The sequence below is a fragment of the Desulfobacterales bacterium genome, assembly GCA_029211065.1.
Taxonomy (GTDB): domain Bacteria; phylum Desulfobacterota; class Desulfobacteria; order Desulfobacterales; family JARGFK01; genus JARGFK01.
The window spans coordinates 1-22282 of sequence record JARGFK010000029.1 but is presented as its reverse complement, the minus strand read 5'-3'; the positions used below and the strand labels follow the sequence as shown (position 1 = coordinate 22282).

The following is a 22282-nucleotide window of genomic DNA, read 5'->3' as shown; positions in this document are numbered from 1 at the left end:
GAGACCACTATTTAGAAGGATTTTAACAAGGGAGTGCACCTAATGAAAAAACGGACTCTGACGCTATCGATAATCTTAACAGTGATGGCTTCCATCATGGCTGTTTTCTCAGCCAGTTCCCAGGAAGACGTCAAATTTGTTAAGGACAGTGCGTTTACATCACGAATGCGGCCGCCTGTTCCTTTTACTCACGACAAACACAATGAAACCGCTCAGATAGAAGACTGCGGCGTCTGCCATCATGTCTACCAGGACGGCAAACGGGTCGACGGCGAAACATCCGAAGGCACCAGTTGTTCGGAGTGTCATACCCTGGAAAAGGGGAATAGCCCCATGCCGCTGGTAAGGGTGTATCACCTGCAGTGTAAAGGGTGTCATGTCGAAAAAAAGGCGGGCCCGATCCTCTGCAGTGATTGTCACCAAAAATAGTCCATACCGCATCCAAAAGAGAGGGTTATAATGGCAAAGAAAATTTTGGTCGTTGATGACGACCCCATCATCGTTAAATACCTGGTAACGCTTTTTACCGACAACGGCTACGAAACCTGCACCGCTTCCGACGGGGTGGCGGCCCTTGACGTTCTGAAAAAAGAAAAGCCGGACCTGATCACCCTCGACCTGCAAATGCCTGAAGAATGGGGAAGTCGATTTTACCGCAGGCTGACCAAGGAAAAGGACTTTAAGGACACCCCGGTGATCATCATCAGCGGTATGGCAGGCCAGCACGCTGCCAAAAGCGCGGTGGCTTACCTTTCCAAGCCCTTTGATCCGGACAAACTGCTGGGCATCGTTAAAAGTACGATCGGATAGCGGTTGATATTCGGCCCCGTTCGGCCGGCATCAAAGCGTTTCTCCCTACCGGACCCGGCATTCGCCGACCCAGGGTTGTGCGATGGATTGTAATGACATGAGTTCGCGCTCGTTATAGCAGCGGTCATGTTGCCGGAAAAATTCGGGGCTAAGCACGTCGGCCGGTTGACACTGCTGCAGGGCGTAAAGCGGGGCGCCGCTGATCAGACGGGAAATATTTTCAACCACGGTCGCATCGACCAGCGGTTTGATACAGGTGGTTTTAAATTCATATTCAACCGTTGCGGACATTACCAGGCGGATGCTTTCCAGCAGGGACGATGGGTTGAAGTCCTTCTGTATCAAGGGGTTGTAACTGAAAGGGTCTGTTTTGATATCCATGGCGATATAGTCAACCAGGGCATCATCCAGCAGTCGCTTTATAACCTGCGGACGGCTGCCGTTGGTGTCGAGTTTGACCGGATACCCCATCTGCTTGATCTTTTCACATACGGCCGCAAGATCGCTCTGGAGCGTCGGTTCCCCACCGGAAATGACCACTCCTTCCAAAAACCCCTTTCGTCTTTCAAGAAAACCATAAACCGTCTGCTCATCAAGTGTCGTCGCATCGTCCATACATCCCCTGGCTAGCTGGGGATTGTGGCAGTACGGACAGCTGAAGTTGCATCCCGTGGTGAACAAGACGCAGCTGATTTTGCCGGGATAATCAATGAGCGAGCTTTTCTGCAGACCGCCGAAAATCATACAAATATGTCCCTAATAGACGCCTTCAAAAAATAATTTAGGCCACCTTAAAGGTTTTTCTCATGGCATATTCGGCCTGTTTGCCTTGATTCCACTGTTTCACCGGCCGGAGGTATCCCACAACCCGTGAATAAATTTCGGTTTCGTGTCTGCATTTGGGGCAGGCCTCCTGCTCGCCGGTCAGATAACCGTGGGACGGGCAAATACTGAAAGTCGGGGTCAGGGTAAAATAGGGCAGCCGGTAATTGGCCGAAATTTTTCGGATCAGACTCTTGATGACACGGGTATCACTGACATTTTCACCCAGGAAAATATGCAACACGGTGCCGCCGGTATATTTTGCCTGGAGGTTGTCCTGGAGCATGAGGGTCTCAAAAATGTCGTCGGTATAGTTCACGGGCAGTTGCGTCGAATTGGTATAGTAGGGCGCCGCACCTTTTTGGGCGTCGCTTTCGTTGGCGCACTGCATTCCCGGGTACATTTTTTTGTCCAGCATGGCCAGGCGATAAGAAGTCCCCTCTGCCGGTGTTGCCTCCAGGTTAAAAATATCGCCGGTTTCTTCCTGAACCTGGGTGATGATGGCGCGGATGAAATCCATAACCTTTAAGGCAAACTGCTGTCCGGCCTGGCTGGCGATATTTTCCCCCAGAAAGTTTAAGCTGGCTTCATTCATACCGATAATCCCGATGGTAGAGAAATGGTTTTTCCAGTACAGGCCGCTTCGGTTCTTGATTTCCCGCAGATAAAACATGGAATAGGGATAAAGATTTTTATCGGTAAATTTTTCCAAAATCTTTCGTTTGATCGTCAGGCTCTTAATCGCCAGCTGCACGTTGTCTTTTAAACGACTGAAAAAATCATCCTCATTTTCGGCCAGAAATCCGATGCGGGGCAGATTGATGGTAACCACGCCGATGGATCCTGTCAGCGGGTTGGCGCCGAAAAGACCGCCGCCTCTTTTTAAAAGCTCGCGGTTGTCCAGCCGCAGCCGGCAGCACATGGAGCGGGCGTCTTCAGGCGACATGTCTGAATTAACAAAATTTGAAAAGTAGGGAATGCCGTACTTGCCTGTCATTTTCCAAATCGTGTCAATATTGGGGTTGTCCCAGTCAAAGTCTTTGGTAATGTTGTAGGTCGGAATCGGAAAGGTAAACACCCGGCCCTTGGCATCGCCCTCCATCATGACCTCGGCAAACGCCCGGTTGATCAGATCCATCTCCGGCTGGAAGTCGGCATAGGTCTCGGCTCGCTCTTTGCCCCCGATGACCACCGGCTGCTGGGCAAGGATGTCGGGGACATAAAGATCGAGGGTGATATTGGTAAATGGGGTTTGAAAGCCCACCCGTGTGGGAATATTGATGTTAAAAACAAATTCCTGAATGGCCTGTTTTACCTCGCTAAAATCGAGCCCGTCATAACGAACAAAGGGCGCCAGAAGCGTGTCAAAATTGGAAATGGCTTGGGCGCCGGCCGCTTCTCCTTGCAAGGTATAGAAAAAATTAACAATTTGACCGAGAGCGGAGCGCAGGTGCTTCGGCGGCGCACTTTCCACCTTGCCTTCGACCCCCTTGAATCCCTGTCTCAGCAGATCCTGCAGATCCCACCCCACACAGTAGACGGAAAGCAGGCTGAGATCATGAATATGAAGATCCCCGCTCTTATGGGCTCTCCTGATCTCGGGGGGATAGATGCTGTTGAGCCAGTACTCAGAGGTTACATCCGAAGAAATATAGTTGTTAAGCCCCTGCAGGGAGTAGCACATGTTGCTGTTTTCCTTTATTTTCCAGTCCAGCTTCTGGATGTAGTGATCCACCAGATCGATGTTTGCCTTGGTGGTGATGCTGCGGATCTGGGCGTGCTGCTCGCGATACAGGATGTATGCCTTGGCGGATTTATAATAAGGCGAATCCAGCAACACCCGTTCAACAATGTCCTGAATCTCTTCCACCTCGGGCACCTGCCCCAGGCGCAGTTCATGTGCCAGCGTCAGGACCCGCAGCGTCAATTTCCTTGCTTCGCGCTGATCAAATTCGGCAGTGGCTTTTCCTGCCTTTGCAATCGCACTGGTAATCTTTGCTGAATCAAAATCCAAAACCCGCCCGTCGCGCTTTTTTATCGTTTCAAACACGTGCATCCCCCCAACCGGCCTATATTGGTCCATAATTGTTGTGAATCATTCTGCGGCTAATTCCAACTATCCGAAGATGGAAAAAACGGCGCAACCAACTGTGCTGACATTATCGGATCCATACCATTGAAAACTGTTTGTACATATCTGCCTGTCTAAACAGATAGTGCCGAGAAAATTGTCCTCTGCTGAAACGTCAGGTTAAGACTGCCGGGCAGCCTTAAAAGACTCATTGGATTAAACTTTTTTAATCTGAAGATTTAAGAATTATATCATCTTGCGGAAACGCTTCTTTAAGACGGCAAGATGGTTTTTATCCCAACATATAGTTGTTTGTCAAGAAATAAATTCTACATATTGTGATTTGGTTTTACCTGTCTCTAAACCCGTAAACCGGCCCAAACACCATTCGATAATTATTTTTACAAAAAAACGGCTTCGGATAACGCGTTGTGAATACAACTAGAATTCCTTTCAGGGCGTTACCCATATATAGTCGGCGACATCACGGGTCACCGTGCTTCCGGCGGGCGCCAGATAAATAGTCCGAAAAGGGGTGCCGGAACGCTTAAACGCTCGATTGGGAATGCCGAATTTGCGAATGATATGGCCGTTTCCCGCCAAGACAACTATCACCTCCCCTTTCAGGTGTAAGGCGACCGATTCCGCCATAACATCTTCCCAGGCGCACTGCGCCTGATAAAAACTTTCGAAATTATCCCCCACCCGTCCATGGTGTTGTTTAAAAACTTCCTCAAGATAGGCCCGGTGGGCCGGGTGGGTCGTGTCGATCTCTTTGGGCAGATAGGCGGAATCACCTTCCATCAGGCTGTCGATTCCGCCCATGCGTATCTTGGGTGGAATATGAAACGGCAGGTTCAACGCCACAAGCCGCAGGTTCTTTGCTTTTACAAAATCAAGGATATCGGCATACAGTTCATAAGGGTAGCGCCAATTGCCGTACCAGTGCGTCTTTTTAACAAATTCGTCCTGCTGCAATAGCCCGCCGGACCACTGGTCGAGAATGGGCTGGTAGGAACGGTCAAACATTTCCATACCCACGGACACATCGGGCCGTTCTTGGGCCAAAGCCCGAATGATGTCTAACTGGATTTGATGGTGGGCCGGATCAATATGATTTTCTCCCACATAAATGACCCGAACATCTTTTAATTCATCTATCAGGACCTCAAAGGTAATGGGCGTAGCAGTCTCTGCGGATACAATTGTCCCGGTCTCAAATTCTTTTAAACTATCCTGTATGACCAATTTTTTGGTCGACACGGCACACCCCCACAATATACCCGCTAAAATGAAACTCAGGAACAGCGCCTGGACGGCTGTTCCGTTTAAGAGCCCTTTGTAAAACGCACCCTTTTGCAAAGATCTATTTACATTGAACCTTAGAGTCATTGTCAAAAACATGTCCCCCTTGAATAACGTTCATATAACTTTTACGCCAGACGCCGGATGGTTCTGTTTCGGTCGGCAAACTGTTTGAGCAAATTAGAGCGCGTTCAATTGAACATTATCTGATTGACTAAATTTATACAAAAATCGATTCGTGTTAAATGGTCTTAACATTTGGGCCGGGTTCAATTGTTACGCGCTTTTATTTGCGAGTTTTTGCCGATTGAAACGGAATTGTCCGGCGGCTGAATCGGAACGTAATTTTGACAACTGTTATAAATGGTTTTTTGTCCTTTTCATGGCTTGATTTTTCGCAATAATTGCTGGTATATATCAGCAAGAGACCTTTACACGGTCCGAACAGTTTGATTTTCTCGGAAATCATTTCCCCATCAAGACAGGCCAAGCGATGCGAATGGATCAAAATCCTTTTTTTCGAAAAATTATCGTCCCCTGGTATGATTCCGACACGGCCTGTTATATCGTCATTGTCTGTATGGGAATCATCATATTTTTTGGTTTCAGCGGAATCTCAGTAGCCCGTGAAAATCCCGCCACAAATTCGCATAACTGGGTCCCGGTGCTCCTGATCGTCTTGGGCAGCGGGGTAATCCTATCCACCCTCATCCGCCTGCTAAAGAGATACCTTCACCGGTATGCCAAATAGCCCAAACTCAATTCCTAAAGTGATTGCCACTAAATTGAAACGCCACTGTTCGGCGGGGGCCGATACAATGGATACAGCAGCTCAATAAAAAAGTGCAGAATCCTGGCAGTCGCACCCCATATTTCAACATTCTCAAAAGGGTAGCGAAGCTCCCGGATATCCGGGACACGACCGTGGAAGTTGCGCCGCCGGTGAATGTCGACCAGCCGGGTTAAAGGTATTTCGAAAACCCGCGCGATTTCGGCAGGATCGAACCGTACGGGACCCTCTCCGTTCCACAACCCCACAAACGCCTGTATGTCTTTTTGAAAGGGATCGGAGACAAAAAGCATCCAGCACCATATGGGTTATTTCACATTCAGAAATTTGCTATACGACATTTTCTGATAGCTGTTGCTGTGAATATATCTTAACTGGGGCAGCAGTTTATCCGGCGGGATATAGCCCGGATGATTTCCGATGATCACGTTTTTTTCGTCGATAAACCAGTTGTCCGGCAGGCCGCGGACGTTATAGCCTGAAGCAATTGCCTGCTCTTTATCGGAATTCACTTTGATGGAAATAAAGTACTTATTTAAATAGGCAATCACGGCTGAATCGGTAAATGTTTCCCTGGCCATTTGTTTGCAGTAGTCGCACCATTCCGCCCAGAAGTGCAGAAATATCTTTTTATTTTCTTTTTTTCCAAGTTCCATTCCCGTTTCATAGGGGTACCATTTGATATTGCCCGACGCGGCAGGGCTGCCGGTCAAAAATAATCCCAGAAAAAACAGGACCGCCAGCATCAATCCCGCAAGTTTATGTTTCATTGTGTTTACTCCTAAATTGAAACTGCTATCAGGTTCAGCCGGTTCGTCATTAATAAAAGCCCCAAAACGATTAACAGAATACCGGCCGCCCAGTTTAAATATTTCAGTGCCCAGGCTGTTTTTTTGATAAAGACCAGCAGGAAATGAATAAAAACGGATATGGTTACAAAGGGTACCGCCAGCCCGGCTGAGTAGATGCCCAGCAGCACCATGCCCTCTTGAACCGTCTCCTTGCCGCCGGCGATGACCAGAATCGATCCCAGTAACGGCCCGATGCAGGGGCTCCAGCCCGCCCCAAACGCCATGCCCACAATAAATGTCCCCAGGAAATGGATCGGCTTCCTGTCCAACTGGATTCGCTTTTCAAAATCCAGCAGGGGGATTCGAACCAAGCCGGTTAAATGTATGCCGAATATCACGATGATCATACCGCCGATGATGCGAATCCCGTCACGGTACCTGAACAGAACGCTTCCCACAAATGAAGCTGAGGCCCCCAGCAAAATAAAAACGACTGAAAACCCAAAGACAAATGCAAGGGTTGAGATAAAAACCTTTTTGCGAATGCCGGCAATCGCCCCGCCGGTCATGTCGTCCAGGGAGTAACCGGTAATAAACGTAAAATATCCCGGTATCAGGGGCAGGATACAGGGTGAAAAAAAAGAAAAGACACCCGCTATGAAAGCAGCAGGATAGGTTACGGTATCAGCAAACATATTTTCTCGGTTTGTTTGAAATGCCCCAGTCCGACATCAGCGGCTGAGTTCTTGCGATCGCCGGGCGGCTGCAACAATTGCCGCAACGATGTTTTGTTTAACCTGTTGGGCCTCCATCACCTTGAGGGCGGCCTCGGTCGTGCCGCCGGGTGATGTAACCTTGCGGCGCAGTTCTTCCGGCGGCTCTTTCCGTTCCCGCAACAGCTTTAAAGCCCCCTTCAGCGTCTGCAGCGTCAGCGTCTCGGCAGCATGCGGTTCGAGTCCGGCTGCCAGGCCGCCTGCTATCATGGATTCGATAAAATAAAAAACATAGGCAGGCCCTGAACCGGAAAGGGCGGTTACGGCATCCAGGTCGGCCTCCTTGAACGCCATGACCTTTCCTAAAGCCCCCAAAATCGTCCGGGTCGTCTCAAGATCCTCCGGGGTGGCATTCGCGTTGGCGCTCATACCGGACATGCCGGCTAAAACAAGCGCGGGCGTGTTCGGCATGACCCGAATGATCGGCAGCTTTATGCGCATGCCTTCATCCAGGGGACTATATAGTAATGCTTCCAATTTACGGATCGGTATGCCCGCCGCTATTGAAATAAACAGTTTCCGCGCTGCTATCCCATATCCGGAGTGACCGGCAATCTGTTGCAGCACCTCATCTGTTTGCTGCGGTTTGACGGCAAGTATCACAACAGCGCAGTCGTTAAAAAGCTTAAAATTGTCTGCAAACGGCATAACGCCATATGTCGCATGCATAAAATCCAGGCGCTCTTTGCGAACATCACTGATAGCGATCATGGCAGGTTCTGAAACCTTGGATCGTACCAGGGCCCCCACAAATGCTTCGCCCATGTTTCCCGCACCCAACACCCCTATTTTTTTTTCGATTTTTGTCAAGCGTTCACTCCCCTTTGATTTAAAATTTGCTGAAAAGTTTTCATGGAACAACCGGGTTAAGGTCTTCCACCATAGCGTTCACCCGTTCGGGATGTCAATCCCTTTGCCTCAAAATATCTTGACTTATTAACAAAAATATAATTAATTTAACCAAGTATAATTCCTTGGGCTCACAAATCAAGATTTATCGCTGGTGTTTTTCCGCTATCAAAGGTTTTTTTCTGAATGTTTGTTTTCGGCTATTTCTTAATGGCAATTGCAAAGATACTGGATCTTGTCCTGCTTTGTTTCATGTGGATAGTCGTTGCCCGTGCGGTTTTATCATGGGTAAACCCCGACCCCTTCAATCCAATTGTTCGATTTATTCATAATATAACGGAACCGGTTTTATATCGTATCCGAACCTTTTTACCCGCCAGTTTCGGCGGCATAGATTTTTCCCCGATTATCGTCTTCTTGGGCGTGATATTTCTGCGGACATTTGTCGTCAGCAGTCTTTTTAGATTTTCAAGTTCGCTGCTGTAATTTTAGTACGGAAATCCATATTATCGAATGGGGAACAGGGGTTGTTTTTCATCCGGGATTTAGAACCGAAATGTTTTACCTAAGATTAGGAGTCACAGATGGCTAAAATTGATGCTTTTTTCAAACTGATGAACGACCAGGGGGCCTCTGACCTTCATCTGGTATCCGGACAGCCGCCTGCTCTAAGAATCCGGGGCGATATGGAGCGGGTGAAGTATAAAAACCTTGACAATGACGAGTTAAAATCGATGCTTTATGAAATTGCCCCGGAAGACAAGGTCAAATTATTCGAGGAAACCGGCGACGCGGATTTCGGGTATGAAATCCCGGGGCTGGCAAGATACCGGGCCAACTTCTTTATGCAGAAATATGGTGTCGCCGCGGTTTTTAGAGAAATTCCCAGTAAAATCATGACGGCTGAAAAGCTGGGGCTGCCGCCGGTCATGTCAAAGCTTGCCGGACTCCCCCGGGGGCTGGTCCTGGTGACCGGCCCCACCGGAAGCGGCAAATCGACGACCCTTGCAGCCATTATCGACGTGGCCAACCGAACACGCAAAGACCACATCATCACCGTTGAAGACCCCATCGAATTTGTGCATGAAAGCCAGGCGTGCATCGTCAATCATCGTGAAGTCGGTCTTCATACCAAGACTTTCAGTGCGGCCTTGCGGGGGGCATTGCGCGAGGATCCGGATATTATACTGGTGGGGGAATTAAGAGATTTGGAAACCATCTCGCTGGCCATCGAGGCCGCCTCCACCGGCCACCTTGTTTTTGGAACACTGCATACTTCCAGTGCCGCCAAAACCGTCGATCGTATCATAGAAGTTTTTCCGGCCAGCCAGCAGCCCCAAATCCGCTCAACGTTGTCGGATGGTCTGCGGGCGATCATTGCCCAAGTTCTTTTTAAGCGCATCGACGTGAAAGGCCGCGTCCCGGCGCTTGAAATATTAATCGCCAACCCGGCCGTTCGCAACTTGATCCGCGAAGCCAAAACCCATCAGATCAACTCCATGATACAGACCGGCAAGAAATACGGCATGCAGCTTCTGGATGACGCCATTATGGAACTGCTTGAAAAACGGCGGATAAGTGCGGACGAGGCATATGCCAAATCAAACGACAAGGGTCGTTTCCGGCCATTTTTAAAAACACCGCCGGCCGACTTTACCGAAGCTTAGCAGTTGGGGTGCTATTATGAAAAAACAGGAAATAGATCATATCTTGACAAAGATGCTGGACTCCCATAATAACGTATCCGACCTGAACTTAACCGTCGGAAAACCGCTTCAGGTTGAAAGCGCCGGCGAACTGGTGGGTGTGGAATTGGAACCTGAATTCAGAGAGCTCACTCCTTTTCAGACTGAAGTTTTTGCCATGAATCTCATCAATCAGGATCGCCGTCTGACGGAAATACTGCTCAATGAAGGATCCTGCGACCTCTCCTATGCCCTTGCCGGCAAGGCCCGCTTCCGGGTTAACATCTTTTCACAATCCAGCAACTATTCCATTGTATTACGAAAATTGGAATCCAAAATACCGACCATCAGGGAGCTCAACCTGCCGCCGGCTTTTTACAAAATCGCCCAGGAAAAAAACGGGATTGTTTTTGTAACCGGCGCAACCGGCTCCGGTAAGTCGACCTCTCTGGCAGCGGCACTGGATGAAATCAACAACAACAAATCGCTTCATGTCGTTACCCTGGAAGATCCCATTGAATATCAGCACCCTCATAAAAAATCCACTTTCAACCAGCGTGAACTGGGTACGGATTTCGACGCATTTTCCAGTGGACTCCGTGCAGCCCTGCGCCAAGCGCCCAAAGTTATCCTCGTTGGAGAAATGCGCGACCGCGAAACTGTTGAAATCGGAATGAGCGCTGCTGAAACCGGCCACCTGGTCTTGTCAACCCTTCATACCGTTGACGCCGGTCAAACCATCAACCGCATTCTCGGCATGTTTTCCACCGAAGAGGAGAACCAAATCCGAATTCGCCTGGCCGACACGGTTCGATGGATCGTCTGTCAGCGGCTCCTCCCCAAGGTCGGCGGCGGGCGGGTGGCTGCATTTGAAATATTGGGATCGAACCTCAGAATTATCGATGCCATTCTGCACGGTGAGTCTGAAGGCAAAACTTTTTATGAAATCATGCAGGCCGGCAAGGCCTTTGGAATGACGACCTTTGACGACTACATTGTCGGTCTGTACGAAAAAGGGCTCATCACCGAAGAAACCGCCCTGGCCTATTCATCCCGCAAGGGGATCGTCGGCCGCGGTATTGATAAGGTTAAAAGCTCACGCGGTGAAGCCACAACAGACATCGATGACCTTGTGATGGACGCAAAATACGGCAAGAAAAAATAGAGAGGAGTAGGTTCTGGCATCATGGATATTACCTGTGATAAATGTCAAAGCAAGTTCAAGATCCCGGACGAAAAGATTCCCACAGACAAGGTGGCAATCCTCCGCTGTCCCAAATGTAAAGAGAAAATAACGGTGGGAGGGCCGCCGGCCTCACCGGAAGAAACGCCGCATCAGCCCGAGATGTCTTCTTCAGCAGCGGCTTCTGAGACTTACGATGCGTCTGATAAGCCATTTGATTTCGTTGAGGAAGAAGGCAAGACCGCTCTTGTCTGCGAATCGGACCCCGGCGTCAAAAAAACCATCAGCAACGCCCTGACGGCCCTGGACTATCATATTACCGACGCAGAAAACGCCAGAGACGCACTCAAAAAGATGCGCTATCATAATTACGATCTGATTCTGGCCAACGAGGAATTTGACACGGCCGACCCGGACAGGAATGGGGTACTGATCTTTATTGAGCGCTTGAATATGTCTATCCGACGGGACATGTTCGTTGTCCTGATCAGCAACCGGTTTCGTACCATGGACAATATGATGGCTTTCAACAAAAGCGTTAATATCATTATAAATTTCAGTAATATCAAGGACTTTGACAAGATCCTGCGGCGGGGCCTCACCGACAACGATTACTTTTACCGGATCTATAAAGAAATGATGCGTAAGACCGGACGAATCTGAAGTAAAAATTCCGGATCCGGAAAACCCGGCTTTGATCTAAGCCCAGAAGGTATGATTTGTGTGGTTGCGTCGGCAAAGCCCGAAATTCGAATCTCGAAATTCGAAACAGTTCGGCTGGCTCACCGCCCTGAGCAAAGTCGAAGGGTAAATCCAAATATCAAATGCACAAAAAAACAAATCCGTTTTGATCATTTGAATTTTGGTCATTGAGTTTTGTTTCGGATTTCGGGTTTCGTGCTTCGGATTTAGAGTCTTTTCGCTTCAAGAAAGAGCCATTGAACTCTGACCTCGCCTTGAGGACCAGCTTCTCAAATTAGAATCAAATATGTTCGCTGATGATCCTCAGCCCCCTCAGGGTTAGATCCGGCTCGATCGCTTCGATCGTTTCGGCAACTTCATGCATCAGTGTCGCCAGCCCGCCGGTGGCAATAACTTTAGGGGTCGTTCCCATTTCAGCTTTCATTCGCCGCACCATTCCATCCACCAGCCCGGCATAACCATAAATAACGCCGGACTTGATGCTGTTTTCTGTATCCTTGCCGATGACATTTTCCGGCGCCACAATAATTTCAACCCGGGGCAGCTTGGATGTTTCTTTATATAACGCCTCGGCTGCGATCATGATGCCGGGACTGATGGCGCCGCCGAGATACTCGCCCTTTGCAGAAATCACGTCAAAGGTTGTGGCCGTGCCGAAATCAATCACGATCAGACTGGTTTTATACTTGTTAAAGGCGGCCACCGCATTGACAATCCGGTCCGCGCCCACTTCAGCCGGGTTGTTATAGAGAATCGGCATGCCGGCGGCTGATTTGGCATCAACCCAGTGCGGCGCCCGTCCCAGGTATTTTCGGCAGAACGCTTCCAGGACCTTAACCATGGGCGGCACCACACTGGAAATGATGGTTTTTTCCACCGCCTGAAAGGGAATGTTGCTGCCGTTAAACAGCCCGGTTACCAGGACATTAAACTCATCTTCGGTTGCGTTTCTTTCCGTCCGGATACGCCAATCCTTGACCAGCTTTTCGCCCTTAAAAATACCCATAACGGTATTGGTGTTGCCCACATCAATGACAAAAATCATCGCTGCAATCCTTAATTTTTAATTCTTGCTGAAAACTTTTCATGAAATATCCGGGCTAACGGACCGTCAGCGTTACTTTAAACTCTTCCGGCTCAGCGCTAACCAGGGTCGCTTGGACCGGCAGGGTAAAGGCCGCCCTTTTCGTATACGTACCCGGAGCCAATCCCTTTAGATCCACCGTTACGCTTATGTCCCGGGCTGCGTCCAGCTTTTCAAGGACCTGTGCCGGTCCCTTTACGACGATTCTTAGCGTGGCCGGTGAAATCCGGTACCGATAACGTGTGTTTTTTCCCTGAATCGGCACATTTTCCATCTTTTTGGTTGTAACTTTCTCGGCGACGGTAACCGCAACCATCGTCAGCCGGGAAGCTGAAACTACATCAAGCCCTTCGGCCAAATCAAGTGGTACTTCTTTTCTGAACGTTTCATTTAAACCGCCCACGTCAATCGGCTTTGTTTCTATTTTCGTCAGGGGCGCCAAGACGCTTTCAGGACCTCGCAAAACAACGGCATCCGGTATGGCGAGCGCATCGGCAATAAAAAAACCGGGGGCAGGTTCTCCCTGAAAAGATACTCTGACAGGCAATTCTTTGTTGATCTCGTTTTCGATCTTAACTGAAAACCGGGAAGGATTTACCGACCGGATCTTCAGGCCCTTTGGCAGCCCGATTAAATTGGGGTCGATAACGACAGCATGCATTCCGGGTGTTGCGTCTCCCAGATTTAAGCGGTATTCAATTTTTTGGTCAGAAAGGGTTTGAACAACCGTCCGGGGTCCGCGTACCCGGATTTCAACCCCCTTTGGGTGCGACTGGATTGCGATCAACCCCTTAGGCAGGTTTTCAATTTCGATTGGGACATACCAGTCGACTTCATCCGTTGTCATGCCGGGCCACAGCAAGACAAAACAGAGCCCCATCAGCCCAAGGACAAAAATCCATTTCAACTGGCCGGATCGAATCATTGGCAATTTCCTGCGGCTGGTCAATCGCCCGATGCCTTTTTAATCGCGTCACAAATCGCTGCGGTCGGCCGGGTCCGGGCAACATCATGCACCCTGACGATGTCGGCCCCCCTTATGACCGCTGCAGCAATCGCGGCCTGGGTGCCTGTTTCCACAAGTTCGGAATCCGGATCGATATCCGCGTCGCCTTCGCCTTTGAGAATGTTTCGAATAAACGCTTTTCGGGACGGCCCCACCAGAATGGGAAAGCCCAGGGACTTGAGTTCAGATAGCCGGTTGATGATGGCCAGATTGTGATGAAATGTTTTACCAAAACCGATCCCCGGATCAATGATAATGTGCGTTCCGGGGACTCCGCCTGCCTGCGCCCGGGCGGCAGCTTCCGACAGGAACGATTTAATTTCCGCCATCAGGTTGTCATAACGGGGTGCGACCTGCATGGTTTTAGGGGTCCCCTTCATATGCATCAGAATAATCGGCACCTGATATTCCGCGGCCACCCTTGCCATGTCCGGATCAAGGCGCAGCGCGCCGATATCATTGATCATGGCGGCCCCGGCCTCAAGGGCTTGCCGGGCCACCCGGGCTTTGGTGGTATCGATGGAAATCGGAATGGAAATTTGAGGGGAGAGCTTTTTAATCACCGGTAGAACGCGCCGGATTTCCTCTTCGGCGGAGAGCGGTTCGGAAAACGGACGCGTCGATTCTCCGCCGATGTCCAGGATGTCGGCGCCGGACTGAACCAGTTTCAGGCCCTGGGCGACAGCCAGATCGCACGGATAGAATCGGCCGCCGTCGGAAAATGAATCGGGGGTAACATTTAAAACCCCCATGATATTGGTCCGTCGGCCGAACGAGAGGCAGTGCGCCCCCCAGGCTAATGTGTGTATCCCCATGACTATTGGTTTTTACCCGGCGCCCTCAAAAAGGATCTACGGCCGTTGACAAACGGATTGCCGGCAGCCTGAGGGGATAATGAACAAGATAAGACCGTTTTAGCTTTCGGAATTTTCTTTTTTATCCGTTTCTTCCGCCGGCTTAGACGGCCGCTGAAATTCCGGTTTCATTGTCTTTATAAGCGCATCCAGTTCAGCCCCCATGACCGTCTCTTTTTCAAGCAGGTTCTCCGCCAGTTTATGAAGAACATCGATATTTTCTTCCAAAACTTCCTTGGCGCGTCTATACGCATTGATGATCAGGTTGTTCACTTCTGCATCGATTTTGCGGGCGGTTTCTTCAGAGTAATCCCGGTGCTGAGCGATTTCACGTCCCAGAAAGATATGTTCTTCATCTTTGGAGTAAGAGAGCGGTCCCAGGTTTTCGCTCATGCCCCAGGCCCGCACCATCTTCTGGGCAAGCTCGGTGGCTTGCTTAATATCGTTGGAAGCCCCTGTGCTGATGCGTTTGAAAACGATTTCTTCGGCAACGCGTCCGCCAAAGGCCACGGCAAGCTCGCTCTCCAATTGGTCTTTGTATTTAAAATCTCTTTCTTCGGGCAGAAACCAGGTCACGCCGGCAGCCCGCCCCCTGGGAATAATGGTGATCTTGTTGACGGCATCGGTAAAGGGGAGAAACCGAGCCACCAGGGCATGTCCGCCTTCGTGATATGCCGTGGTTTTTTTATCCTCATCCGAAATAACTTTCGACTTGCGCTCCAGACCCATATAGACTTTGTCCTTGGATTCCTCAAAGTCGACCATTTCAATTTTTTCTTTGTTTCTTTTGGCCGCCAGCAGAGCGGCCTCATTAACGAGGTTCTCCAGGTCGGCACCTGAAAAACCCGGTGTTCCTTTTGCCAGGATTAAGGCATTGACATCCGCGGCAATCGGTGTTTTGCGCATATGGACCGCAAGGATTTTTTCCCGGCCCCTGATATCCGGCAGCGAAACAACCACCTGCCGGTCGAAACGGCCCGGCCGCAGCAGGGCGGGATCCAGTACATCGGGACGGTTGGTGGCGGCGATCAAAATGACGCCCTCGTTGGATTCAAATCCATCCATTTCAACCAGGAGCTGGTTCAGGGTCTGTTCTCTTTCATCATGGCCGCCGCCGAGGCCGGCGCCGCGGTGCCGGCCGACTGCATCGATCTCATCAATAAAGATGATGCAGGGGGCGTTTTTTTTGCCCTGAACAAAAAGATCCCTCACCCGGGATGCACCCACGCCCACAAACATCTCCACAAAGTCCGACCCGCTGATGCTGAAGAAAGGCACGCCGGCTTCCCCGGCGATGGCGCGTCCCAGAAGGGTTTTACCCGTTCCCGGAGGTCCCATCAACAAGACCCCTTTGGGGATGCGCCCCCCCAGACGGGTAAACTTTTTGGGCTCCCGCAGGAACTCGACAATTTCACCCAGCTCTTCCTTGGCTTCATCGATGCCGGCAACATCCGCAAATGTGACTTTGGCGGACTGATCGGATGAGAGCCGGGCCCGGCTTTTACCGAAAGAAAGGGCCTTACCCCCGCCGGACTGCATCTGACGCATGAAAAATATCCAGATGCCGATGAGCACAATCATGGGGAACCAGGAAACCAGAATGGACATGTACCAGGGAGACTCGCTGGGGGGTTTGGCCTGAATGGATACACCCTTTTGTCGGAGGGTTTTAATCAGGTCGCCGTCCGGTGGCGCATAAATTTTATATCGGTTTCGATTTTCATCAGTTACAAAAAGGTCTTGACCCTGAATCACGACCTCGGCAACCTGCCCTTTTTCAACCATGCCGAGAAAATCCGTGTAACTGATTTTTGCTTCCGTCACGTGCTGTTGATTAAACAGATTATACAGCATGATCATCATCAGGGTGATCACAAGCCATAATGCCAAATTTTTGTAAAACGGATTCAAATGAACGGTCCTCCCCACTATGTTTATAATAAAACGGTTGTCTGAATCAGCTTAAGCGCTTATATCGGTTGTCAAAAAAAACGTTTCGTTATCCCCAACGTTTTTTTCTACAACCCCTTATACCGCAATTCATTGTTACGGAACTTTATGATGAAAAGCGGTATAAATGCGACGATTCTATGGATGTATTTTCGCCCGACAACGGGTTGTTTTAAAAACCCTGGCACCATATTAATCATCATTAACCGTTAGGCAAGCACCTGTTCCACTTTTAAGGCGCTTTGGGTTGTCGGCAAAATTTTGACCGATTCAGCGATGCGATGCCCCGCGACCCAGATAATTTTCCCGGCGCTCAGCAGCAGCGGACACCGGCGCCTTTCGGCTCGCGGGACCTTGTTGTCGATAAAATATTTATTTATCTTTTGAGTTCCCGTCATCCCCAGCGGGGTAAAACAATCTCCGGATCTGTAATTTCTGACCTTCAACGGAAAGTGCAATCTATCCATATCAAGAAAAGCGGTGGAATGTCCAGCTTGACGAAAATTCTTTAGCCTTTTTTTGTCCACCGCCTCAAACGTCAGACAGCAATCGATCTCCCTGATCAGCAATATGCCCGGCTCCCTGACTTCATAACTATAATCCGGCGCTCTTGAAATCGATTGCGCCGCTCCGGATGAACCACCAAGTTGACGCAGCGGCATTGCTTCCTTTGAAAAAACCAAGTGTTCACCTTCGCGCCGGACGCAGATCCGGTCGGGAAGATCCAGCCGCTTCATCTCCGGGCCGGACGCTGTCAGCTGCCTAATTGCATGGATGTGCCTGAAGCTGATTCGGCGCAAATCTCCCTTGATGGCAGCTATCGCCCGCCGGACGATCCGTCTGACGGCAGCTGACGGCAGGCGGCCCAACTTTAGAGCCGAAAGGGTTATTTTATGTTCTTGCGCAGCAGCTATGACCTGGTCGTAAAGGGGTGCCACCAGTGCTTCCAGCCATTCGTCTTCCGATCTTAAAATGGCCGAAACCCTGTTCAGGGAATCCACAATCTTTGGATTATACTCTTTTTTTAAGAGCGGGATCAGCTCCTGGCGCACCCGGTTGCGCAAAAACCGCACATCCTGATTGGATCGGTCACAAACATATTCAAGACCGTTCTGATCTAAAAATTCCATTATTTCAGACCGCCCCACTTCGATAAACGGCCGAACAATCGCCGCATCGCGCACGGGCGGAATCCCCCCAAGGCCCAGGGCCCCGCTCCCGCGAAACAGATACATTAATACCAGTTCGGCGTTATCATCCGAATGATGCCCCAGGGCGACCTTGCCAAACCGGTGCGCCCCTGCGACGCTTTTATAAAAGGTATAACGAACCTGGCGGGCCGCCTCTTCAAGGGAAAGCTTGTGCCGGTGCTGATAGGCCCGTATATCCGTTTTCTGGATATAACAGGGAAGGTCTAATTTTTTTGCGAGGGATTCGACAAAGGCGGCATCTTGATCTGACGCTTTTTTACGCAAACAATGGTTCAGGTGTGCGACTCCCAGTCCCAGGGATAGCCGGGACGCGAGCATGTTCAGCACATAGAGCAGTGCAACTGAATCCGGCCCGCCGGAAACCCCAACCAGAACAGAATCGCCGGGCTGAAACATTCCATATGCTTTGATCGTCCGTTCGGTTTCACGAATGAGTTTGTTAGGGCAACCTTTGCGCGATACTGGCATGAATCAACTCGGAAACTTTTTTGTCCCATACGCCCACCACACCTGAACGGACGGACACCTCGGTGATTTTTGGGGTAATCATAAAGACCTTTACCCAGACAGGTGTCCCGTCGACCCGCTTGGCATTGATGGTGGCGCCAATCCCGTCCGATTCTTTTTCCTCGATATTGATCTTAAGACCTTCGAGGGTGTCGATGCATATGGCGTAAATTTTATCAAACGATTCCGGATAGGAACGTTTCAATTCGCCATTTATATAGGTATATACACTGACACCGGCGGCCGTACCGGCGACCAGCGCGACACAACCCGTAAAAACAATAATACAGGCCAATAACGCTGCTATCATTGATATCGTTTTCATATTTTTCCTTCCATTGGCAATGGCCTCGTCTATTTACCCGAAATATTTTAATATTGACAGGCTACGACAAAGCCCCTTTCAAGTCAATGAAAAACACTTGATATGGTGTGCCGCCGGATAAATGAATGGTTATTTTGTGATATTTCTTTTTTTCACTCCCCATCGATGCCGACCGTGTTTTCTCTTGATAAAACCGCTTTTAACGACTATAAACCTAACCGGTTGTGCTAGGCGGGGAGTTAGCGGTGCCCTTGTCCCGAAATCCGCTTTATGCGGGGCTGAATTCCCCCTAGAGGATTTATTTTCTGAAATTCGGCAAGTCATACCGGCCGGACGCCGCGCAACAGACGGTCATGAACCTCGTCAGGTCCGGAAGGAAGCAGCGATAAATGATGCGGTTTGTGTCGTGGTTTGACCCCGGCCTATTTTTGACTCCCTTTTTTCAGATGAAATACGATAGGGGGTGCACAACCATTCTACCATGTTCCGCCTTTTGTGGCCGGTGAACATCCGCCAGACTTCCGTTGGTCGCCGAGAGGTTGAACGGCAGACAAACCGCCCCTTTCAAAAAAACTGCCGAAAGCAACAAACATCGCAATTAACACCTTGACATCGTTACAAACAGTCTTATTTTTCTGGTCAAAAGTCAAAGGGATTTATTTGAATTTTGTGATTTATTTTCGGGTGTTGCCCCGCATTCTTTTTATTTTGGGTATACCCCTTATATTTTTGGAGAAAGCACCGTCTGATGACTGAAAAAGCCATAAAGCAAGCCGAAACCGCAGATAGGGACACAGCAGCTGAACCAAAAGCGGATACGACTAAAAAAGAAAAGAAAAAAAGTGCGTTTCTGATTGAAGAGCTGAAGACCAAACTGGAAGAAAAAGAGCAGGAAGCCAAAGAGAATTATGACCGTTTCCTGAGAAATGCGGCTGAACTTGAAAATTACAAGAAACGCACCGCCCGTCAGATGGATGATTTCAGAAAATATGCAAATGACTCTTTGATCATGGAATTACTTGCCGTGGTTGACAACCTCGAGCGGGCCATCCACTCATCTTGCGACGATAAAAATTCGAACCTCTGCGTGATCGAAGGGGTTCAGATGACCCTGGATGAAATACTGAAAATTCTTGATAAATTCGGAGTAAAACCGATTGCGGCGCTGGAACAGGCCTTTGACCCAGCGTTTCACCAGGCTGTCATGCAGGAGGAAACGAGCGATGCTCCGGCCCAGACCGTCACTAAAGAACTGCAAAAAGGGTATCTGCTCCATGATCGGCTGCTGCGGCCGGCCATGGTAGTGGTTTCAAAGTAAATACTATCATTAAATTTAGGTTAACGTATAAAAACCTGACAGAATATATACAATTTTAAGGAGGAAAACACATGGGTAAGGTAATCGGAATTGATTTGGGCACCACCAACTCTTGCGTGGCCATCATGGAGGGGAATGAAGCCAAAGTTATCACCAATGCCGAAGGCGGCCGCACAACCCCATCTATTGTTGCCGTTTCCAGCAGTGGTGAGCGGTTGGTGGGGCAGATAGCCAAGCGCCAGGCCATCACAAACCCCGAAAATACGGTTTTTGCAGTCAAAAGACTCATCGGCCGGAAATTCGCTTCACCGGAAGTACAGAACGACATTAAAATTTTGCCTTATAAGATCGAACAGGCCGCCAACGGGGATGCCCACATCAATGTTCGCGGCAAGCAGTTGAGCCCTGCTGAGATTTCGTCCTATATTCTGGCAAACATTAAAAAATCGGCCGAAGATTATCTGGGGGAAAAAGTGACCGATGCGGTCGTTACCGTGCCGGCATATTTCAATGACAGCCAGCGCCAGGCCACCAAAGATGCCGGCAAAATCGCCGGATTGAATGTACTCAGGATCATCAATGAGCCCACGGCAGCTTCCCTGGCTTATGGCCTCGACAAGAAAAAAGATGAAAAGATTGCGGTCTTTGACCTCGGCGGCGGCACATTTGATGTTTCCATTCTTGAAATCGGCGACGGTGTTTTCGAAGTAAAGGCCACCAATGGCGATACCCATCTGGGCGGCGAAGACTTTGATCTGCGAATTATCGACTATATGGCGTCGGAATTTAAAAAAGATCAGGGCATCGACATCCGCAATGATAAAATGGCGCTGCAGCGATTGAAAGAAGCGGCTGAAAAAGCAAAAATGGAGCTGTCCGCTTCTGTTGAGACCGATGTGAATCTCCCCTTCATCACCGCCGACGCCAGCGGACCCAAGCACCTGAATATCAAATTGAAGCGGTCCAAGATGGAGTCCCTCGTGTCCGACCTGCTCGACAAGCTTGAACGGCCCTGCATTACCGCCCTTAAAGACGCCGGACTTTCCGCCAGTCAGCTGGATGAGGTCATCCTTGTGGGCGGTATGACCCGCATGCCGGCCGTTCAGGAACGGGTTAAAAAACTCTTCGGCAAAGAGCCCCACAGGGGCGTTAACCCGGATGAAGTCGTTGCCATCGGCGCCGCTATTCAGGGAGGTGTTCTGAAAGGGGACGTTAAAGATGTCCTGCTTCTGGATGTTACCCCTCTCTCCCTGGGCATCGAAACCCTGGGGGGTGTCATGACCCGTCTGATCGAAAAAAACACGACCATCCCCACCAAGAAGAGCCAGACTTTTTCGACTGCCGCCGACAGCCAGCCGGCTGTATCGATTCATGTGCTTCAGGGTGAACGGGAAATGGCTGCTGGCAATAAAACCCTGGGTCGTTTTGAACTGGTGGGCATACCGCCGGCGCCCAGAGGCGTCCCGCAGATTGAAGTCACCTTTGATATCGATGCCAATGGAATCGTAAATGTCTCGGCCAAAGACATGGCCACCGGCAAGGAGCAATCGATTCAGATTACGGCTTCCAGCGGTCTGTCCCAGGAAGAAATTGACAAGCTGGTCAAAGATGCCGAACTCCACGCAGATGATGACAAAAAGAAAAAAGTCCTGGTGGAAGCCCGCAACACGGCCGATGCCATGATCTATTCCACCGAAAAATCGATTAAAGAACTGGGCGACAAGGTTGACGCGGAGACCAAAACCAAGGTCGAGGCGGCGATTGAATCCCTTAGAAAGGCCATGGAAGGTGAAGACCCGGATGAAATCAAACGACTGACGGAAGAACTCACCCAGACATCCCATAAGCTGGCGGAAGCCATGTACCAGCAGGCTTCCAAGGCCGGCGGCCAGCAGGCCGGGCCCCAGGGCGGCGATCAACCCGGCGCCTCTAAGCCTGATGATGATGTGGTGGATGCCGATTTTGAGGAAGTAAAAGACGATAAGAAATGAAGCTCCCCGCAGCCCCGATAAACCGGGATCTTCGACCAGCAGCGGGGTATCAAAGCGGAATTGCGCCGTAGCTTTAACCCGCCTACGCTCAGTTGAGCTTCGGCGAGGGGAATACATCACATCTAAAAATCACAAAAAACCCGCGGTCCCAAAGGGCCGTGGGTTTTTTTATGATTTTCCAGCAATTCTCGGTCAGTTTGTAAAGTAGGGTTTGGTGGGCCTTGAGAAGTAATTGTCAAACTATTTTTCGTAAAG

General features: G+C 49.8%; 22 protein-coding genes and 1 other RNA gene. 10 read left to right on the top strand and 13 right to left on the bottom strand.

What is annotated here, in order from left to right; all coding sequences use genetic code 11:
• Positions 1-42 precede the first annotated feature (42 nt).
• Positions 43-429: a cytochrome c3 family protein gene (locus P1P89_08520; protein ID MDF1591540.1), complete on the top strand. Its 387-nt coding sequence runs from the start codon at positions 43-45 to the stop codon at positions 427-429.
• A gap of 30 nt (positions 430-459) precedes the next feature.
• Positions 460-810, top strand: a complete 351-nt coding sequence (locus P1P89_08515; protein ID MDF1591539.1) for a response regulator — start codon at positions 460-462, stop codon at positions 808-810.
• Between the two features lie 45 nt (positions 811-855).
• On the opposite strand, the gene P1P89_08510 is transcribed toward P1P89_08515, so the two are convergent.
• From P1P89_08510 to P1P89_08500, 3 genes are all read right to left on the bottom strand, one after another.
• Positions 856-1554 (bottom strand): anaerobic ribonucleoside-triphosphate reductase activating protein, encoded by a 699-nt coding sequence (locus P1P89_08510; protein MDF1591538.1) that lies wholly within the window; start codon positions 1552-1554, stop codon positions 856-858.
• Between the two features lie 37 nt (positions 1555-1591).
• Complete coding sequence (locus P1P89_08505) at positions 1592-3682, bottom strand: ribonucleoside triphosphate reductase (protein ID MDF1591537.1); 2091 nt, start codon at positions 3680-3682, stop codon at positions 1592-1594.
• A 474-nt stretch (positions 3683-4156) separates the two neighbouring features.
• Complete coding sequence (locus tag P1P89_08500; GenBank protein ID MDF1591536.1) at positions 4157-4966, bottom strand: ChaN family lipoprotein; 810 nt, start codon at positions 4964-4966, stop codon at positions 4157-4159.
• Positions 4967-5507: 541 nt separating this feature from the next.
• On the opposite strand from P1P89_08500, the gene P1P89_08495 reads away from it, so the two are divergent.
• A complete protein-coding gene (locus P1P89_08495; protein MDF1591535.1) occupies positions 5508-5759 on the top strand; it encodes a hypothetical protein in 252 nt (83 codons plus the stop codon).
• Positions 5760-5788: 29 nt separating this feature from the next.
• On the opposite strand, the gene P1P89_08490 is transcribed toward P1P89_08495, so the two are convergent.
• Genes P1P89_08490 through proC form a run of 4 tightly spaced genes read right to left on the bottom strand, consistent with a single transcriptional unit; the run spans position 5789 to position 8172 of the window.
• Positions 5789-6091, bottom strand: a complete 303-nt coding sequence (locus tag P1P89_08490) for a hypothetical protein (GenBank protein ID MDF1591534.1) — start codon at positions 6089-6091, stop codon at positions 5789-5791.
• Between the two features lie 15 nt (positions 6092-6106).
• Positions 6107-6568 carry a thioredoxin fold domain-containing protein gene (locus P1P89_08485; GenBank protein MDF1591533.1) on the bottom strand — a complete coding sequence of 154 codons (462 nt, stop codon included), beginning with the start codon at positions 6566-6568 and terminating at the stop codon, positions 6107-6109.
• 11 nt (positions 6569-6579) lie between these two features.
• A complete protein-coding gene (locus P1P89_08480; GenBank protein MDF1591532.1) occupies positions 6580-7284 on the bottom strand; it encodes a cytochrome c biogenesis protein CcdA in 705 nt (234 codons plus the stop codon).
• A 36-nt stretch (positions 7285-7320) separates the two neighbouring features.
• Positions 7321-8172, bottom strand: coding sequence for a pyrroline-5-carboxylate reductase (gene proC / locus P1P89_08475; GenBank protein MDF1591531.1), 852 nt, complete (start codon positions 8170-8172; stop codon positions 7321-7323).
• A 225-nt stretch (positions 8173-8397) separates the two neighbouring features.
• Between proC and P1P89_08470 the strand changes: the two genes are divergently transcribed.
• The 4 genes from P1P89_08470 (at position 8398) to P1P89_08455 (ending at position 11742) form a co-directional block, all read left to right on the top strand.
• Positions 8398-8697, top strand: a complete 300-nt coding sequence (locus P1P89_08470) for a YggT family protein (GenBank protein MDF1591530.1) — start codon at positions 8398-8400, stop codon at positions 8695-8697.
• Between the two features lie 98 nt (positions 8698-8795).
• Entirely contained in the window at positions 8796-9878 is a 1083-nt protein-coding gene (locus tag P1P89_08465) for a type IV pilus twitching motility protein PilT (protein ID MDF1591529.1), read from the top strand.
• Positions 9879-9894: 16 nt separating this feature from the next.
• Complete coding sequence (locus P1P89_08460; protein MDF1591528.1) at positions 9895-11061, top strand: PilT/PilU family type 4a pilus ATPase; 1167 nt, start codon at positions 9895-9897, stop codon at positions 11059-11061.
• A 21-nt stretch (positions 11062-11082) separates the two neighbouring features.
• On the top strand, positions 11083-11742 hold the full coding sequence (locus P1P89_08455) for a zinc-ribbon domain-containing protein (GenBank protein ID MDF1591527.1): 660 nt from the start codon (positions 11083-11085) through the stop codon (positions 11740-11742).
• Positions 11743-12061: 319 nt separating this feature from the next.
• Here the strand turns inward: P1P89_08455 and P1P89_08450 are convergent, their stop codons facing one another.
• The 6 genes from P1P89_08450 to P1P89_08425 all read right to left on the bottom strand — a co-directional run bounded on the left by P1P89_08450 (position 12062) and on the right by P1P89_08425 (position 18718).
• On the bottom strand, positions 12062-12826 hold the full coding sequence (locus P1P89_08450; protein ID MDF1591526.1) for a type III pantothenate kinase: 765 nt from the start codon (positions 12824-12826) through the stop codon (positions 12062-12064).
• Between the two features lie 55 nt (positions 12827-12881).
• Positions 12882-13790, bottom strand: a complete 909-nt coding sequence (locus P1P89_08445) for a CdaR family protein (GenBank protein MDF1591525.1) — start codon at positions 13788-13790, stop codon at positions 12882-12884.
• Positions 13791-13810: 20 nt separating this feature from the next.
• On the bottom strand, positions 13811-14686 hold the full coding sequence (folP, locus tag P1P89_08440) for a dihydropteroate synthase (GenBank protein ID MDF1591524.1): 876 nt from the start codon (positions 14684-14686) through the stop codon (positions 13811-13813).
• 99 nt (positions 14687-14785) lie between these two features.
• Complete coding sequence (gene ftsH / locus P1P89_08435; GenBank protein MDF1591523.1) at positions 14786-16636, bottom strand: ATP-dependent zinc metalloprotease FtsH; 1851 nt, start codon at positions 16634-16636, stop codon at positions 14786-14788.
• A gap of 248 nt (positions 16637-16884) precedes the next feature.
• Complete coding sequence (tilS, locus tag P1P89_08430) at positions 16885-18354, bottom strand: tRNA lysidine(34) synthetase TilS (protein MDF1591522.1); 1470 nt, start codon at positions 18352-18354, stop codon at positions 16885-16887.
• Positions 18326-18718, bottom strand: coding sequence for a DUF3568 family protein (locus P1P89_08425; protein MDF1591521.1), 393 nt, complete (start codon positions 18716-18718; stop codon positions 18326-18328). Before P1P89_08425 ends, tilS begins: the two co-directional genes overlap by 29 nt.
• Before the next feature lie 222 nt (positions 18719-18940).
• On the opposite strand from P1P89_08425, the gene ffs reads away from it, so the two are divergent.
• From ffs to dnaK, 3 genes are all read left to right on the top strand, one after another.
• Positions 18941-19189: signal recognition particle sRNA large type (gene ffs, locus P1P89_08420), an RNA gene on the top strand.
• A gap of 277 nt (positions 19190-19466) precedes the next feature.
• Positions 19467-20036: a nucleotide exchange factor GrpE gene (gene grpE, locus P1P89_08415; protein MDF1591520.1), complete on the top strand. Its 570-nt coding sequence runs from the start codon at positions 19467-19469 to the stop codon at positions 20034-20036.
• A 71-nt stretch (positions 20037-20107) separates the two neighbouring features.
• Entirely contained in the window at positions 20108-22027 is a 1920-nt protein-coding gene (gene dnaK, locus P1P89_08410; protein MDF1591519.1) for a molecular chaperone DnaK, read from the top strand.
• The last annotated feature ends 255 nt before the right edge of the window (positions 22028-22282 follow it).

Excerpts from the sequence above, each read along its gene's own strand:
- P1P89_08520 (MDF1591540.1), top strand. The coding sequence starts at position 43 with ATGAAAAAACGGACTCTGACGCTATCGATAATCTTAACAGTGATGGCT.
- P1P89_08515 (MDF1591539.1), top strand. The coding sequence starts at position 460 with ATGGCAAAGAAAATTTTGGTCGTTGATGACGACCCCATCATCGTTAAA.
- P1P89_08510 (MDF1591538.1), bottom strand. The coding sequence starts at position 1,554 with ATGATTTTCGGCGGTCTGCAGAAAAGCTCGCTCATTGATTATCCCGGC.
- P1P89_08495 (MDF1591535.1), top strand. The coding sequence starts at position 5,508 with ATGGATCAAAATCCTTTTTTTCGAAAAATTATCGTCCCCTGGTATGAT.
- P1P89_08490 (MDF1591534.1), bottom strand. The coding sequence starts at position 6,091 with ATGCTTTTTGTCTCCGATCCCTTTCAAAAAGACATACAGGCGTTTGTG.
- P1P89_08485 (MDF1591533.1), bottom strand. The coding sequence starts at position 6,568 with ATGAAACATAAACTTGCGGGATTGATGCTGGCGGTCCTGTTTTTTCTG.
- P1P89_08480 (MDF1591532.1), bottom strand. The coding sequence starts at position 7,284 with ATGTTTGCTGATACCGTAACCTATCCTGCTGCTTTCATAGCGGGTGTC.
- P1P89_08470 (MDF1591530.1), top strand. The coding sequence starts at position 8,398 with ATGTTTGTTTTCGGCTATTTCTTAATGGCAATTGCAAAGATACTGGAT.
- P1P89_08465 (MDF1591529.1), top strand. The coding sequence starts at position 8,796 with ATGGCTAAAATTGATGCTTTTTTCAAACTGATGAACGACCAGGGGGCC.
- P1P89_08460 (MDF1591528.1), top strand. The coding sequence starts at position 9,895 with ATGAAAAAACAGGAAATAGATCATATCTTGACAAAGATGCTGGACTCC.
- P1P89_08455 (MDF1591527.1), top strand. The coding sequence starts at position 11,083 with ATGGATATTACCTGTGATAAATGTCAAAGCAAGTTCAAGATCCCGGAC.
- P1P89_08450 (MDF1591526.1), bottom strand. The coding sequence starts at position 12,826 with ATGATTTTTGTCATTGATGTGGGCAACACCAATACCGTTATGGGTATT.
- P1P89_08445 (MDF1591525.1), bottom strand. The coding sequence starts at position 13,790 with ATGATTCGATCCGGCCAGTTGAAATGGATTTTTGTCCTTGGGCTGATG.
- folP (MDF1591524.1), bottom strand. The coding sequence starts at position 14,686 with ATGGGGATACACACATTAGCCTGGGGGGCGCACTGCCTCTCGTTCGGC.
- tilS (MDF1591522.1), bottom strand. The coding sequence starts at position 18,354 with ATGCCAGTATCGCGCAAAGGTTGCCCTAACAAACTCATTCGTGAAACC.
- P1P89_08425 (MDF1591521.1), bottom strand. The coding sequence starts at position 18,718 with ATGAAAACGATATCAATGATAGCAGCGTTATTGGCCTGTATTATTGTT.
- grpE (MDF1591520.1), top strand. The coding sequence starts at position 19,467 with ATGACTGAAAAAGCCATAAAGCAAGCCGAAACCGCAGATAGGGACACA.
- dnaK (MDF1591519.1), top strand. The coding sequence starts at position 20,108 with ATGGGTAAGGTAATCGGAATTGATTTGGGCACCACCAACTCTTGCGTG.